The following is a 15,568-nucleotide window of genomic DNA, read 5'->3' on the forward strand; positions in this document are numbered from 1 at the left end:
CAGTATCAGAGCTTAGTGTGTAACCCGCACTCGCGGGTTTCCAGAGCTTTGGTGGGATCGAAATAATCGTGTTCGTCGGGCAACTGGTGTGCGGCCAGGTAGGCATCCAGGTCGGCGCTGGTCAGGTTAAATAAAGGTGCTACTTTCACAATGCCGCTTTTGCTGGTGGAGACGATGTCCAGCGATTGGCGAAAGTCGGTTTGGTCTTTGCGGATGGCGTTAAACCACACATCCGGCTGAATTTCTGCCAGGGCCCTAGCGAAGGGTTCCAGCTTCACTTGGCGGGTAAATTCCTCATGCAGCGGCTGGTCAATCTCTGGTATGCCCTGCATCAGCACGTTGCGCCGGGCAGCCGTTTGCTGCGGTATAAACGTGTGCACATCCAGCTTCAGCTGGGCTATCAGTTTTTCTGCAAAACGATAAGTGGCAGAGGTGTTGTAACCCGAATCGATCCATATCACCTGAATGTCCGGCCGGGCTTGAACCGCCATGTGCAGGATCACGGCTTCGTAAGGGCCGAAGTTGGTCGTGACGACCGGATTGTGCGCCTGCGTTAAGGCCCACGTTATGATTTCTTGGGGCCGGTTGTTGGCAAGCTGTTGGTTGGCCGCAGCCACATCAAGCGTCATGGTGTCGATGTCCTTTGACTAAAAAATTAGCGCTGTAAGCAGCGACGAATAAAATGTTTGAATGCGATCAAACCCGTGTTTAGCGACGAAAAATCGGCCGCGGATCCGCCGTCGTACCCTGATAATTCACGCTAATCTCGGAAAATGCCTGAAGATGATCGGTTTGGAAACGCTCGTCATTGATGGCAAAGGCGTTAAATCCGGAGCTTTGCATTAGCGCCAGGCGATCGCGGGTAACATGGCCCAGAGCTCGAATTTGCCGATTAAAACCGCTACGCACCAACTGGCGGGCGATGCTGAATCCGCGGCCATCGCGAAACGTCGGGAACTCGATGGCAATCAGGTCGAGTTGGCTGTGGTCGGCGTATAACGCCGCCAGGTCATCATCACCATTCACGATCACGCCCAGCGGGCTGTTGCGCTGTTGCAGTGCTTCCCGGTGTTGCCGATACCAAATGAGGGGTACAGCAATAGGCCCATTTTCGGGTATTGGTGATCCCTCGTCGAGAGCCACCTGATCAAGTAACTGCCAGGGGTCTTCGGTCACAATGCGCTGGTCAATGAGCAGTGGCATACACACGTTCCTTAAAAGGTTTGATGCCCACACGTAGCACTACCTGCGCAAACGATTCGTTTTCGCGGCGCTGGTCAACGTACACGGCCAGAATTTTTTCCACGGTGAGAGCAACGTCGCTCGCCGGTACCGACCTTCCTAGAATTTTGCCCAGGCGTGCGTCTTCTTTAGACGACCCGCCGAGTGAAATCTGATACCAGTCTTCGCCCTTTTTATCCACGCCCAGAATGCCGATGTCGGCGACGTGGTGATGGGCGCAGGCGTTGATGCAACCAGACATGTTTAGTCGGATTTCGCCTAGATCGTACAGATGATCCATATCGTCAAAATGCTCATTGATCTGGTCCGAAATGTTCAACGTGCGGGCGTTGGCCAGCGAGCAAAAATCAAACCCCGGGCACACAATCATGTCGGTCAGCGTGCCAATGTTGGAACGCGCCAGATTGTTCGTCGCCAGCGCCTGCCATACTGCGTAAAGGTCGCCCTCGCGCACATCGGTCAGCACCAAATTCTGGTGGTGGGTGGCGCGAGTTTCGCCAAAGCTGTAACGATCAGCCAGGTCTGCAACCGCATCCATCTGGCTATCGGTGATGTCGCCAGGGGCTTCCAGATACGGTTTCAGCGAAACAATGGCAATGCGGTAACCTTCAACCCGGTGAGCCAGAGTGTTGTGGCGGTACCAGGCGTTAAACTCGATGTCGGTTGCCAGTGAATCATTTAATGACGCATGGGCGTCGGCACTGGCGGCGTTGACATCGTAATCAGGTAGGGTGAAAAATGATTTGGCTCGGGCAATTTCGGCATCGGTAAGTGTCAACTCGCCATCGCGGATGTGGGCCCATTCCTCCTCGACCAGGCGGCGGAATTCGTCAGGGCCCAGAGCCTCCACCAGAATCTTGATGCGCGCCTTGTACTTGTTGTCGCGGCGGCCTTTGAGGTTGTACACCCGCAAGATGGCGTCCAGATATGACAATAGATGCTGTTTGGGCAGGAACTTGCGAATGCTCTTGCCTATGATGGGCGTGCGGCCCAGCCCCCCGCCGACCAGTACTTCAAAGCCTATTTCGCCATCGGCGTTTTGCACCATTTGCAGGCCAATATCGTGCACCTGAGAGGCTGCGCGGTCTTCTGTTGCGCCGGTGACGGCAATTTTGAATTTCCGCGGCAGGTAAGCAAATTCTGGATGCAGGGTTGACCACTGGCGGATAATTTCGCAGTAAGGGCGCGGATCTTCAAGTTCGTTTTCCGCTACACCGGCGTAGGGGTCGGTGGTGGTGTTACGAATGCAATTGCCCGAGGTTTGAATGGCGTGCATCTGCACCTGCGCCAGTTCCGCCAGAATATCTGGTACCGCAGCTAACTCTGGCCAGTTGAACTGAATGTTCGTGCGAGTGGTGAAGTGGCCATAGCCGCGGTCGTAAGTGCGCGCAACGTGGGCCAACTTGCGCATCTGGGTTGATGATAACAGTCCATACGGGACAGCCACACGCAGCATGGGAGCCTGGCGCTGAATGTAAAGGCCGTTCATCAGCCGCAGCGCAGAAAACTCATCCTCCGGCAGTTCGCCGTTCAGAAACCTGCGGGTTTGGTCGCGAAATTGCTCCACCCGTTCGTCGACCAGTGTCTGGTCAATCTGATTGTACTGATACATGACTGTTTCACCGCCTTGTGTAAATTTCTGTCATTATCATACGCAATGCTCTTTATTCTTTATAATGATATTTATTGATTTTGATATTCATATATCGAATATTAAGAGTCACCTCGGTGAGACTTTCATTATTCTAAAAAAGAATAAATAAACGCTTATTTATTCTTTTAAAATCTTATTTTCCTTTGTAATACTGCGTGGCACATTCGGCCGGTGGTATCCGCTGGCCTTCTAAACCGTTGATTTACGCAGGCCGCCGTTAATGACTTCTTTGCCAGAACGCCGTCTTACCCACCTGAAGCAGCTGGAAGCTGAAAGCATCCAGATTATTCGTGAAGTCGCTGCGGAGTTTGACAATCCGGTGATGCTGTACTCAGTGGGAAAAGACTCGGCGGTCATGCTTCACCTTGCCCGCAAAGCGTTTTTCCCGGGCACTCCGCCGTTTCCACTGTTGCACGTAGACACCACCTGGAAATTTCGTGAAATGATCGAATTTCGCGATCGCATGGCGGCGCAGTCGGGCATGGAGCTGCTGGTGCACATCAACCAGGAGGGCGTAGACATGGGGGTCGGGCCTTTTTCCCACGGCTCGGCCACGCATACCGACATAATGAAAACCCAGAGCCTGAAACAGGCGTTGAACAAGTATGGGTTTGACGCCGCTTTCGGCGGTGCCCGCCGTGATGAGGAAAAATCCCGCGCCAAAGAACGAGTGTTCTCATTCCGCGACAAGCATCATCGCTGGGACCCGAAAAATCAGCGGCCGGAGTTGTGGAATCTGTTCAATACCCGCATCAACAAGGGCGAAAGTATTCGCGTATTTCCGCTGTCTAACTGGACTGAACTGGATATCTGGCAATACATCTTTCTGGAAAGTATTCCGATTGTGCCTTTGTACTTCGCAGCTCTGCGGCCGGTGGTTACCCGCGATGGCATGATGATCATGGTGGACGACGAGCGCCTGCCTCTGAACCCGGGCGAAGAGCCGGAACTGCGTAAGGTCAGGTTCCGCACTTTGGGCTGTTACCCGTTAACCGGAGCGGTGGATTCCGAGGCCGATACGTTGCAGGACATTATTCAGGAAATGCTTTTAACACGAACCTCCGAGCGCCAGGGGCGGGCGATAGATCGCGATGGAGCGGGCTCTATGGAAAAGAAAAAAATGGAAGGATACTTTTGATGGAAGGGTACGTCTGATGGCGACCTGTAAACCCATTGTCGCACCGCTGAATTCAATCTTTGACTTGCGCCCTTTTGATGTGCGCCTATTGGGAGTGCCGCTATGAGCCACCAGTCTGATCTGATTGCCGATGATATCGACGCCTACCTGCACCAGCACGAAAACAAGGAACTGCTGCGCTTTCTGACGTGCGGCAGCGTAGACGACGGCAAATCTACCCTTATTGGACGGCTGCTGCACGACTCCAAAATGATTTATGAAGACCAACTGGAGGCAATCCACAACGACAACGCACGGATGGGTAATGCTGGTGACGAGCTGGATCTGGCGTTGCTGGTGGACGGCTTGCAGGCCGAGCGCGAGCAGGGCATCACCATTGATGTGGCCTATCGTTATTTCTCGACCGCGCGGCGTAAATTCATCATCGCCGACACCCCGGGGCACGAACAGTACACTCGTAATATGGCCACCGGCGCCTCCACCTGCGACCTGGCCATTATTTTGATCGACGCCCGCTACGGCGTGCAGGTACAAACCCGCCGCCACAGTTTCATTGTGTCGCTGCTGGGGCTGAAGCATACGGTAGTGGCCATCAACAAAATGGATCTGGTGGATTACAGCGAGGAACGCTACGAGCAGATCAAGGCTGATTATTCGGCGTTTGCCAGTCAGCTGGACTTGCCAGACATCCAGTTTGTGCCTTTGTCGGCGTTAAAAGGCGACAACGTGGTTAATCGCTCAGAGTTCATGCCTTGGTATCGGGGGCAAGCGTTGATGGAAACTCTGGAAAGTGTGGAGATTGTCCGCGACCAGAATTTCGACGCGCTGCGTTTTCCGGTGCAATACGTGAACCGCCCCAACCGGGACTTCCGCGGCTACTGCGGCACCCTGACCGCTGGTGTGGTTCGCCCGGGTGATGACGTAACGGTGTTGCCGTCCGGTAAATCATCAAGGGTGAAATCCATCGTGACCTACGACGGCGAGCTGAGCGAAGCTTTCCCGCCTATGTCGGTGACGCTAACGCTGGAAGATCAGATTGATATTTCCCGTGGCGACATTCTGGTGCACAGCAAACAAATACCGCAGACGACGGATCGTTTTGATGCCACGTTGGTGTGGATGGCCGAGCAGCCGCTGGTGCAGGGAAAAACGTACGACATAAAACTGTTGACCGGCCGCGTGGCTGGAGCCGTGACCGCCGTTCGCCATCGAGTGGATGTGAACTCGTTACACAAGACCGAGGCCAATACTCTGGCGCTGAACGAAATCGGTCTTTGCGAACTAACGCTGGAACAGCCTGTGTTGGCGGACAACTACAAAGAATTCCGCAGCACCGGGTCGTTTATTGTGGTGGATCGCTTAACCCACACCACCGTGGCAGCGGGTATGATTTTGCCCGGCTCGCAGCAACAAGGCTACGCGCTGCACCACAGCGCACAGGTGACCACAGCGCAAAAAGCCCGACGCTTTGGTCAGCAAGCCGCGGTAATATACATAAAAGGCGAGGCGAACGCCGCCCGTACGCTGGTTCATTCCTTGGAAAAAGTGCTGTTTGACGACGGCCGTGCCGTGGCTACGCTGCAGCACGACAATCTGCAATACAGTGAAGGCTTCAAAGCACCGCTGGCTCTGGCACTTAAAGCCAACGGTCTGCTGGTGCTGACGGATACCGACACCGGCCACAGCGATTTGACTCTAATCCTGGCGGATTTGCCAGATCAGGGTGGGCAAGTGGCCGCTGCATTGGAGCAGCTGCGCGAGCACAAAATCCTGTAAAGGCGTTGCTGTTTCTAGGGTGCTATTTGTGCGGGGGCAGTTCATCGCTGCTGGCTTTCTTCTGCTCCCACAGAATTTCCTCCGCGCCCTCACGCCTTGCCAGCACCCGTGAGGCGACAAACAAAAGGTCAGACAAGCGATTCAGGTACTGTCGCGCCAGCGGGTTGATAGAGTCCTCATGGCTGAGTGCCACTACAACACGCTCGGCACGGCGGCACACGGCGCGGGCCATGTGGCACTGAGCTGCGGCCGGGCTGCCACCGGGCAAAATAAAGTTCTTCAACGGTGGCAGTGGTTCGTTCCACTCATCCAACAAGCCTTCCAACCAGCTGATGTGCTGCTCGCTGATGACAATGCTACCCGGAATCGCAAATTCACCACCCAGGTCAAACAGGTGATGCTGAATGCGGCGCATGGGTTCAAACAGCGCATCATCGCTGTCCAGCATCTCAACCAGTAAGCCCATGTGACAGTTCAGTTCATCCGCCGTACCCATGGCCTCAACGCGCTGGGCGCTCTTGGCAATGCGGTTACCATCGGCCAGACCGGTAGAACCATCGTCTCCGGTACGGGTGTAGATTTTTGACAGGCGGTTGCCCATGGAATTCTCCTAATTGGTTAAAATGCTAGCCTGATTGGTTGAAAGGCTAAAGAGCTTGTACTCGCTGAACCAGCATTTGGTTTACCGGTGTGGCAATCCCGTGGCGCTGCCCGCACTGCACAAGGTAACCATTGATAAAATCGATCTCGGTTTTACGCCCGGCGTTTACATCCGCACGCATCGACGACGTGTTATTGGTCGTACTTTTGGCGACCGCCTCAATCCGCTTCCGCAGCGCTTGTGGGGCAGTACGTTCACCGGTATTGGCCTGCAGTAAAGCAGCGATTTCGGTGCATAGCCCGTCAATCGTCTGCCGATAAAGCGGCGCGTCCACTATGGCACCATTCGGGCAGTCCAGCAGTGCGGTAAACGCATTAATTCCGGCGTTGACAACCAGCTTTTGCCACAGCCGCTGCACAATACTGTTTTCGGTATGCACCTGTAATCCAGATTGTGCCAGCTGCTGAACCACCGATTCAGTATAGTCAGAAGCAGAGTCTGTAAGAGGGCCCACCCAGGTATCCCCGGCGCCGGCATGCACAAACACATCCGGCTCTGGTCGATTCGCCCCCTCTGTGGTGCTAGCCGCTAAAATCGGCCGGCCCGGCCAGCGCTCGGTCACTGCCTGCTGACTGCCCAAACCGTTTTGAAAAAGAACAACGGGTGTGTCTTTAGCAATATACGGCAGCCAGCTCTCCAGAGCCGAAAGCGTATCTCCAGCTTTCGTAGTCACCAATAGCAAACTGATATCAGCAGCCGAACAAAGCCACGGTAGGTTAACAAGTGTACGAGCAACACCGATGTCCGGCGAAGCAGAGCTTACAAGGACGTATTCACAGCGTGTTTCGGGGGTGCCCTCCAGACGGCTGAAGCTCCCCCGATGACCGGTGCCGTCTTCAGGTGCAATGTTAGAGCGCTCAGCGGTCTGGCCAAGACTATCCAGTCGCGGCAAAAACCCACAACGAGAAGATGGCAAAAGGGCGGCCCATAGCCGCCCCATTGAACCCGCTCCAAGAATGGCGATCTGCCCGCCATCCCCGAAACGCTTAACGCCTGCAGTCATGCTTACATGGCCTCAATGTCAGCATGCTGCTGCCGCAAACGCGCCAGATTGCGCTGAAACTCGGTCAGCTTCTCCTGCTCCTTGGCAACAACCTCCGCCGGTGCCTTAGCGGTAAACTTCTCATTGCCCAGCTTGCCTTCCAGCCGGCCAATTTCCTTACCCAGACGCTCCAGCTCTTTATCAAGTCGCTTAAGCTCTGCATTCTTGTCAATCAGACCGGCCATGGGCACCAGCACTTCCATATCGCCTACCAGTTGCGTGGCGCTCATCGGTGCCTTGTCGCCCTCAAACCACTCCAGACTTTCCAGCTTCGCCAACGAGCTCAAAAACTGGCGGTTCTCATTCATCCGGCGCCGGCCTTCTGCGCTGTCACCACGGAACAGCAGCGGAATCTTCTTCGCCGGAGAAATATTCATCTCACCGCGAATATTACGCACCGCCACAATCACGCCCTTCAACCATTCAATGTCCGCAACCGCCTGATTGTCTTGGCGGCTGTTATCGGCCTGTGGGAACGGCTGAAGCATAATGCTGTCACCGGATTTGCCGGCCAGCGGCGCGATGCGCTGCCAGATTTCCTCGGTGATGAATGGCATGATCGGGTGTGCCAGGCGCAAAACGGTTTCCAGTACGCGCACCAGTGTACGGCGGGTGCCACGCTTGGCTTCAGCACTGGCGCTGTCGTCACTCAGTGAAGGCTTGGACAGCTCTAGATACCAATCGCAGTATTCGTTCCAGATAAACTCGTACAGCGCCTGTGAGGCCAGATCAAAGCGGTACTGGTCCAAATGGCGGGACACATCCTGCTCGCACTGCTGCAAAGCGCTGATAATCCAGCGGTCGGCCAGCGACAGCTCTACTGGCTCGCCGTTCACGCCGCAGTCTTCACCCTCGGTGTTCATCAAAACGTAACGGGCGGCGTTCCACAGTTTGTTGCAGAAATTGCGGTAGCCTTCCAGGCGCTTCATGTCCCAGTTGATGTCACGGCCGGTGGTGGCCATGGCCGCCAGGGTGAAACGCAGGGCGTCTGTGCCGTGGGCCGAGATACCTTCGGGGAATTCTTTTTCGGTCTGTTTGGCAATTTTCTTGGCCAGCTTCGGCTGCATCAGGTTGCCGGTGCGCTTTTCCAGCAGCGGCGCCAAGTCGATGCCGTCGATCATGTCCAGCGGGTCAATCACGTTGCCCTTGGATTTGGACATTTTTTCGCCGTTTTCGTCGCGGATCAGACCGGTAACGTAAACGGTTTTGAACGGAACCTGGGGTGTGCCATCTTCATTTTTCATGAAGTGTGTCGTCATCATGATCATCCGCGCAACCCAGAAGAAAATGATGTCAAAGCCTGTCACCAGAACGTCTGTTGGATGAAAGGTCTTTAGCCGCTCGGTGATCTCCGGCCAGCCCAGAGTGCCAAATGTCCAAAGAGCAGAGCTGAACCAGGTGTCCAGAACGTCATCGTCCTGTTTTAGCGAAAAATCGGCCGCCAGACCGTGCTTCTGGCGCACCTCGTCTTCACTGCGGCCCACGTAGATATTGCCCTCGGCGTCGTACCAGGCCGGAATCCGGTGGCCCCACCACAGTTGGCGGGAAATGCACCAATCTTGAATGTCGCGCATCCAGGAGAAGTACATGTTCTCGTATTGCTTGGGCACAAACTGGATGCGGCCTTGTTCAACGGCTTCAATGGCTGGCTTGGCCAGAGTTTTGGCATCGGCAAACCATTGATCTGTCAGCATCGGCTCGATGATCAGGCCGGAACGGTCCCCACGGGGCACGCTCAATACGTGGTCTTCCACCAGCTGAACCAGGCCAGCAGCATCCATATCGGCCACAATCTGCTTGCGCGCGTCTTCCCGGGTCAGCCCGGTGTAGGCGGCGGGCAGGGAAGCGTCCAGATCGGTATTTTCAGTGCCGTCGCTGTTGAATACTTCGGCTTGCTGGCGGATTTTGGCGTCTTGGGTCAGCACGTTCATCATTGGCAAATTATTGCGTTTGCCTACGGCGTAGTCGTTAAAATCGTGAGCCGGGGTAATCTTCACGCAGCCAGAGCCCTTTTCCGGGTCAGCGTGGTGGTCGGCAATCACTGGAATACGGCGATTCACCAGCGGTAGCATCACGAACGTACCAATCAGATGCTGATAGCGCTCGTCGTCGGGGTGAACGGCTACGGCAGTGTCGCCCAGCATGGTTTCCGGGCGGGTAGTGGCAACAACCAGGTAATCTTTACCGTCTTGCGTGGTGGCACCGTCAGCCAGCGGATAGCGCAGGTGCCAGAAAAAACCTTTCTCTTCTTTGTTTTCCACTTCCAGATCGGAAATCGCGGTGTGAAGCTTCGGATCCCAGTTCACCAGGCGCTTGCCACGATAGACCAGGCCGTCTTCGTACAGGCGGATAAACACTTCCTGCACGGCCTTGTAGAAACCGTCGTCCATCGTAAAGCGCTCGGTGTCCCAATCCACCGAGTTACCCAGCCTGCGCATCTGGTCGGTAATGGTGCCGCCAGATTCTTCCTTCCATTCCCAGATACGCTTAATGAACTCTTCACGGCCCAGATCGTGGCGGGTTTTGCCTTCTTCCCCAGCCAATTTGCGTTCAACGACCATCTGCGTGGCTATGCCTGCGTGGTCACTGCCTACCTGCCACAGGGTGTTGTGGCCTTGCATGCGCTTGTAGCGGGTGAGGGTATCCATAATGGTGTGCTGGAAGGCGTGCCCCATGTGCAGGCTGCCGGTCACATTCGGTGGCGGAATAGCGATGCTGTAAGACTCGCCCTCGCCGCTGGGGCGGAAGTAGCCTTTAGATTCCCAGTTGTCGTACCACTGGCGCTCGATGTTTTCTGGCTGGTAGGTTTTTTCCATGGGTTTTTGCTGGTGACCGTATTGGTGAATTCGAGGAGAGATTTTAGACGCATGATTATACATGGTCGCCCGCGGTCGGGCCATGAAGTGGGATCTTCAGCTTTGGTTTAAACAACTGATTAAATTATCGCTACCGTTGATCATGCACCCGCGCCTCGATCCCCAAAGCCCGTAACTGTTTAAAGTGCGCGCGGGCCTGATGCAAAACCACCGGATCATTCTGAGCTATCAATGCCAAGCGCTTAAATTGATCGGCGTGAGCCGGTAATTCAGTGCAAAGGATGATCACGGTATCCCAGTCTTCGGCGGCGGGCGGGTGCAGCAGAATGCCAACGGGGTCTTTGCAGGGCGTGTTGGCTTCGGAAATCACGCTGTGGGGAATGAATGCATCTGGGCTGAAGTTCCACAGAAGGTCGTCCAGTTCTTGAGCGTGTTCGAGGGAGTCGCACACAATGCCCACGCGATCCCCTTGCTGCCAGGCTTTGTTGACCAGTTTGGCGGCGTGTAGATTGCGTGCGGCGGGGGTGTCCTGGCGCAGGATATGGAACCAGTAACGCTGGTTTTTAGCTTCCTGCCCAGCCTCCGGTGTGGGAGCACCGGCAGCAGAGCTGCCGGTTTCCGTAGTATGCACAGCAGGTGGCTTAGTTGCCGGCATGGGACATCAGGTATTCGACCAGCATAGGCACCGGGCGGCCTGAAGAGCCTTTGGCTTTGCCGGAATGCCACGCAGTACCGGCGATGTCCAGGTGGGCCCAACGGTAATCTTTGGCGTAACGGGCCAGGAAGCAAGCCGCGGTGATGGTTCCAGCGGCACGTCCGCCGATGTTTGCCATATCCGCAAAGTTGCTGTCGAGCAAGCTCTGGTACTCTTCCCAAAGCGGCAGGCGCCAGGCTTTGTCGTTGGCCCGGTCGCCGGCGGCCAGCAGTTCGTTGGCCAAGTCATCGTTGTTGGCCAGTAAACCAGTGGCGTGGTGGCCCAGGGCGACGATGCAGGCGCCGGTGAGGGTGGCCAGATCAATAACCGCCGCCGGGTCAAACCTCTTCACGTAGGTCAGGGCGTCGCACAGTACCAGACGGCCTTCGGCGTCGGTGTTGAGGATTTCAACGGTCTGGCCAGACATAGTGGTGACAATGTCGCCGGGGCGGCTGGCGCTGCCGTCAGGCATGTTTTCAGCGGCTGCGATGACGGCCACAATGTTAATTTTTGGTTTGATTTCAGCGATGACGTGCATGGCGCCGAACACCGCGGCCGAACCGCCCATGTCGTATTTCATCTCGTCCATGCCTTCGCCGGGCTTCAGGCTGATGCCGCCGCTGTCGAAGGTGATGCCTTTACCCACTAACACGTGGGGCTTGTCTTTGGCATCGCCGCCACGGTATTCCATTATAATGAAGCGCGGCGGCTGGCTGCTGCCTTTGCCCACGGCCAGAATGGTGTTCATGCCCAGGTCGGCCATCTGTTTTTCGTCAAGAATTTCGGTCTTGATGCAGTCGTGGTCTTTGGCAAGTTTTTCGGCCTGTTCGGCCAGCCAGATCGGGTGGCAGATGTTGGGCGGGGTATTACCCAAGTCGCGGGTAAAGTTCATGCCGCGGCCGGTGGCCAGACCAAGGTTAAAGGCGTCTTTTTCAGCTTTGTCGCTGACAGAGGCGGTTACGGTGACTTTATTCAGCTTACGCGCAGCAGGCTGCTCGCTCTTATACTGGTTAAACGTGTACAGGTGCTCTTCCAGACTGCGGCCGATCAGGCTCAGGCGAGCTCCTTCAGAGGTCGTTGCGCTGTCGCCGGTTAGCTGGGTGTCAGCCAAGGCCACAATGGCATGTTTTGATGGGCCGTCTTTGAGAACGTTTACCGCAGCAATTAAAGCCTTGCGATAGTTGGCTGGTGTGCGGCTTTCGTCATCACCGGTGCCGACGATACACAGGCGCTGCCAATGGCTGTCGGTCAGCGGAACAGTCTGTACCGATGCGTTTTTGCCACTGATGTCGCCGGCGCTTTGCAGCTTGCCAATCAGGCCATCCAGAGCTTTGTCTGCCGCGCTGGTGCTGGCGGGCCATTCGCCTTTCTGCGGTAACGCCAGTACAAGGCAGTCAGCGCTGATGGTGTCCAGGGCTTTGCTGCTTAAGGTAAAATTCATGGCAACTCCTGTTAGTGATTCTGGTAGTAATTCTATTATACGAATTGGATGTAGGTATTAACATTGGGGCAATGCGATGAATTATCAAGCATTGGCACGGACTTGTGGCTGACCTGCTGGGCGCTGCGTGGCCCTGTCAATCGTCTGCAAGGTTACTTAGAATAGCCGCTGCTGGCGTTTTCCTTCATCGATGGGCGCCGTTACCGGCTCGGCCAGAGAGACCGCTTTGACTATTATTTTTCGCTATCTTATTCGTCAGATCATGATCAGCATGATTGCTGTGTCCACCATTCTGTTGATGGTGTTCATGAGCGGGCGCTTTTTAAAGTATCTGGGTAATGCCGCAGAAGGTGAGATTTCTGCGGGCGTGCTGTTTTCAGTGATGGCCTACCGTTTTCCCGGTTTCCTCGAGCTGATTTTGCCTTTGGGTCTGTTTATCGGCATTTTGCTGGCTTATGGCCGAATGTATTTGGAAAGCGAGATGACCGTGTTGCTCGCTTGCGGCGTCAGTGAGGGCGATATTTTGCGCCAAACCCTGATTGGCAGTTTGCCGGTGATGCTGGTGGTCGCTGCCATGAGCCTGTATGTATCGCCCTGGGGCATGAAACAGGTCGAGGAGATATTCAACGAACAGCGCAAAGCCACCGAATTCGAGCTATTGGCACCAGGGCGTTTTCAGGACTTTACCTCTGGTGGGAGAGTGACTTACACCGAAGGGCTAAGCGACGACAAGCGCGAGCTGCAGGGTGTATTTATTGCCGAGTTCGGCAAAAATGGCGAAGGTTTAACCATTATCACGGCTGAAACGGGCACCCAATTAATAGATGCCCAGACAGGCAGTCGTTTTCTGATTTTGAAAGACGGCGGGCGCTACTCGGGGAACGCTGGCCAGCTGGATTACAACACCACCGAATTTGAAGCTTACGGTCTAAAAATTGTCAGCGGCAAGAGTGGTACAAAAGAGCTGGAAGAAGGCCTGAGCACTGGGCAATTGTTGAAGTCTGACGACCCGCAACAGCGAGCGCTGCTGCATTGGCGTTTTTCGTTGCCCTTTATTGTGCCAGTGGTGACCTTGCTGGCGGTTCGGTTGAGCCGGGTAAATCCGCGTCAGGGTCGGTTCTTCCACCTGTTGCCTGCGATGTTGGTGTATATCACCTATCTCGGTTTATTGATTGTGGCTCGTGATGCACTGGCCGATGGCGCAGTGCCAGAGTGGATTGGCATGTTCTGGGTGCACGGATTGTTTCTGGCTCTGGGGCTTTGGCTGCAGTTCGGCCCGGCCTGGTTGCGCAAGCGCCGCTTGCAGCGTGCAGAGCTCGCGGGGCCTGCCCATGCATAAGATTGACCGCTATGTGATGAAAACCGTTGGCGGCGCTATGTTTTTGGTGATGGTGGTGGTGCTGTCGTTGGATTTAATTTTTGCGTTTATTGCCGAGTTGGACGGCACAGCCAATAACTACCAGACCCTCGATGCTCTGTGGTATGTGTTTCTGACGCTGCCGCGGCGGATTTACGATTATTTGCCGTTGGGCGCGTTTATGGGCTGCCTGGTGGGATTGGGTTCGATGGCCAGCTCCTCCGAGCTGACGGTTATCCGCGCCGCCGGCGTTTCCATAAAGCGTATTGTCTGGTCTGCCATGAAACCAGCGCTGTTTGTGGTGCTATTGGGTGTGGGGATTGGCGAATACCTAGCGCCGCCGGCGGAGCGCATTGCGCAAAGCGAAAAGGCCGTTGCGCTGGGTGCAGGAAGCAACGTAGCCGCGGCGTCAGGTCTGTGGCATCGCGAAGGTAATGTATTTATTCACATGAATGCCGTGCAGCCCAGTGGTGTGCTTTTTGGCATTTCCCTGTTCCGCTTTAACGAGCAGCGCCAGTTGTTAGCCGCCAGTTTTGCCGAGCGGGCGATTTACCAAGGTGATCACTGGATTCTTGAAAACGTACAAACCACCAAGTTGGCAGAGCAGGGCACCACCCGGGTGACTCATAACCAACTGCGTTGGGAGTCTGGTTTGTCGCCCAGCGTACTGAGTGTATTGATTGTAAAGCCAGAGAACCTGGCGATGACAGGCCTGCTGACCTACGCCCGCTATCTGGACGAGCAGGGTTTGAGCGCGTCGCGCTACTGGTTAGCGTTTTGGAAGAAGACGTTAATGCCACTGGGAACCGCGGTGATGGTGTTAGTGGCAATTTCGTTTATCTTTGGCCCGCTGCGCTCGGTCACCATGGGCTTTCGGGTGTTTACCGGCCTGTTGGTAGGCCTGTCGTTTAAGTACATGCAAGACTTGCTGGGGCCGATGAGCGTGGTCTACGGTTTCGATCCCATTCTGGCGGTACTGGTGCCTATAGCGGTGAACGCTGGTATTGGTATTTTGTTAATGCGCCGGGCAGGTTAATGTTTGTAGGGGGGCAGATTGGAAATTTGTCTCCGGTTTTAGGTGTGAAGTCTGTCTTCGGTTTGCAGTCACAGCTTTTTCTTTTCGACTTCAACGACAACGCTGTCTGACACTCGGTCGGTCAGCGACACTCCGTTAATAGGTAAAAACAGAGCGATTATGGCCGGAATGGAAAATAACAGGCTGACAGCACCCAGATAGTAGCCTGCCAGTAATGCCAGAAACACAGCAGCGGCTGCCGTCACATAACGGCGTAGAGCCTGACTCCAACTCACCGATACGCCGTCCAGATTCTGAATGCGCACCCGCCACACCTGCATTCCAAGTGTTTGGCCCACCCGGGTCCAAAAGTAGCCAAAAAACAGGTACAGCACCAGAAACAGGGTAAACGTTAGGCCTGGGCCGCCTTTAACCTGCCCAGCTTCCGCCATTTGTTCGTATTTTTCCCAACCGGTCAGCTGGCCGGCAATTATGGTGTATATCCAGGTGGCAACCAGCAGCACAGCAATGCTGATAAGTGCATCGTAAGTAATGGCCAGGCCACGTTTTAGTCCGGTTGCTGGCGGCAAAAGCACGTCTGCATTGTGAAAGCGTTTGGGCATGCGGTCTCCGGTGATGTTTCACGTTTTTCAGGATGTCGGCGTGTGCTAGAGTAGCCGATTTATACAATCATGTAAGTATCCGAATTCAATCGCGGACCTGGCGCAATTT

12 protein-coding genes and 1 pseudogene are annotated in these 15,568 nt (G+C 55.1%); 4 read left to right on the plus strand and 9 right to left on the minus strand.

Translation table 11 applies throughout. From position 1 onward, the window contains the following. Window positions 1–5 precede the first annotated feature (5 nt). From MRBBS_RS07050 to MRBBS_RS07060, 3 genes are all read right to left on the minus strand, one after another. A complete protein-coding gene (locus MRBBS_RS07050) occupies window positions 6–629 on the minus strand; it encodes a phosphoadenosine phosphosulfate reductase family protein (protein ID WP_014870764.1) in 624 nt (207 codons plus the stop codon). A 79-nt stretch (window positions 630–708) separates the two neighbouring features. Beyond that, a complete protein-coding gene (locus tag MRBBS_RS07055) occupies window positions 709–1,203 on the minus strand; it encodes a DUF934 domain-containing protein (protein ID WP_014870765.1) in 495 nt (164 codons plus the stop codon). Beyond that, complete coding sequence (locus MRBBS_RS07060; protein WP_014870766.1) at window positions 1,187–2,854, minus strand: nitrite/sulfite reductase; 1,668 nt, start codon at window positions 2,852–2,854, stop codon at window positions 1,187–1,189. Before MRBBS_RS07060 ends, MRBBS_RS07055 begins: the two co-directional genes overlap by 17 nt. Before the next feature lie 262 nt (window positions 2,855–3,116). Between MRBBS_RS07060 and cysD the strand changes: the two genes are divergently transcribed. Beyond that, complete coding sequence (cysD, locus tag MRBBS_RS07065; RefSeq protein ID WP_014870767.1) at window positions 3,117–4,034, plus strand: sulfate adenylyltransferase subunit CysD; 918 nt, start codon at window positions 3,117–3,119, stop codon at window positions 4,032–4,034. A gap of 102 nt (window positions 4,035–4,136) precedes the next feature. Next, window positions 4,137–5,636: pseudogene (gene cysN / locus MRBBS_RS07070) on the plus strand (sulfate adenylyltransferase subunit CysN); the annotation flags it as partial. A gap of 196 nt (window positions 5,637–5,832) precedes the next feature. Here the strand turns inward: cysN and MRBBS_RS07075 are convergent. The 5 genes from MRBBS_RS07075 to MRBBS_RS07095 all read right to left on the minus strand — a co-directional run bounded on the left by MRBBS_RS07075 (window position 5,833) and on the right by MRBBS_RS07095 (window position 12,464). Continuing rightward, the gene (locus MRBBS_RS07075; RefSeq protein ID WP_014870769.1) at window positions 5,833–6,411 is read right to left on the minus strand and encodes a cob(I)yrinic acid a,c-diamide adenosyltransferase; all 579 of its coding nucleotides are present in this window, start codon (window positions 6,409–6,411) and stop codon (window positions 5,833–5,835) included. A gap of 46 nt (window positions 6,412–6,457) precedes the next feature. After that, window positions 6,458–7,474, minus strand: a complete 1,017-nt coding sequence (locus tag MRBBS_RS07080; RefSeq protein WP_014870770.1) for a ketopantoate reductase family protein — start codon at window positions 7,472–7,474, stop codon at window positions 6,458–6,460. A gap of 2 nt (window positions 7,475–7,476) precedes the next feature. Beyond that, complete coding sequence (locus tag MRBBS_RS07085) at window positions 7,477–10,329, minus strand: valine--tRNA ligase (protein ID WP_041635147.1); 2,853 nt, start codon at window positions 10,327–10,329, stop codon at window positions 7,477–7,479. A gap of 130 nt (window positions 10,330–10,459) precedes the next feature. Beyond that, a complete protein-coding gene (locus tag MRBBS_RS07090; RefSeq protein ID WP_041635148.1) occupies window positions 10,460–10,984 on the minus strand; it encodes a DNA polymerase III subunit chi in 525 nt (174 codons plus the stop codon). After that, window positions 10,971–12,464 carry a leucyl aminopeptidase gene (locus MRBBS_RS07095; RefSeq protein ID WP_014870774.1) on the minus strand — a complete coding sequence of 498 codons (1,494 nt, stop codon included), beginning with the start codon at window positions 12,462–12,464 and terminating at the stop codon, window positions 10,971–10,973. The genes MRBBS_RS07090 and MRBBS_RS07095 overlap by 14 nt, the downstream gene beginning before the upstream one ends. A gap of 190 nt (window positions 12,465–12,654) precedes the next feature. Between MRBBS_RS07095 and lptF the strand changes: the two genes are divergently transcribed. Both lptF and lptG read left to right on the plus strand, forming a co-directional pair. Next, the gene (gene lptF / locus MRBBS_RS07100) at window positions 12,655–13,803 is read left to right on the plus strand and encodes an LPS export ABC transporter permease LptF (RefSeq protein WP_014870775.1); all 1,149 of its coding nucleotides are present in this window, start codon (window positions 12,655–12,657) and stop codon (window positions 13,801–13,803) included. Then, window positions 13,796–14,857 (plus strand): LPS export ABC transporter permease LptG, encoded by a 1,062-nt coding sequence (gene lptG / locus MRBBS_RS07105; RefSeq protein ID WP_014870776.1) that lies wholly within the window; start codon window positions 13,796–13,798, stop codon window positions 14,855–14,857. The genes lptF and lptG overlap by 8 nt, the downstream gene beginning before the upstream one ends. Window positions 14,858–14,925: 68 nt before the next feature. On the opposite strand, the gene MRBBS_RS07110 is transcribed toward lptG, so the two are convergent. Continuing rightward, complete coding sequence (locus tag MRBBS_RS07110) at window positions 14,926–15,459, minus strand: RDD family protein (protein ID WP_014870777.1); 534 nt, start codon at window positions 15,457–15,459, stop codon at window positions 14,926–14,928. Window positions 15,460–15,568 lie beyond the last annotated feature (109 nt).

Source organism: Marinobacter sp. BSs20148 (assembly GCF_000283275.1).
GTDB classification, from domain to species: domain Bacteria; phylum Pseudomonadota; class Gammaproteobacteria; order Pseudomonadales; family Oleiphilaceae; genus Marinobacter; species Marinobacter psychrophilus.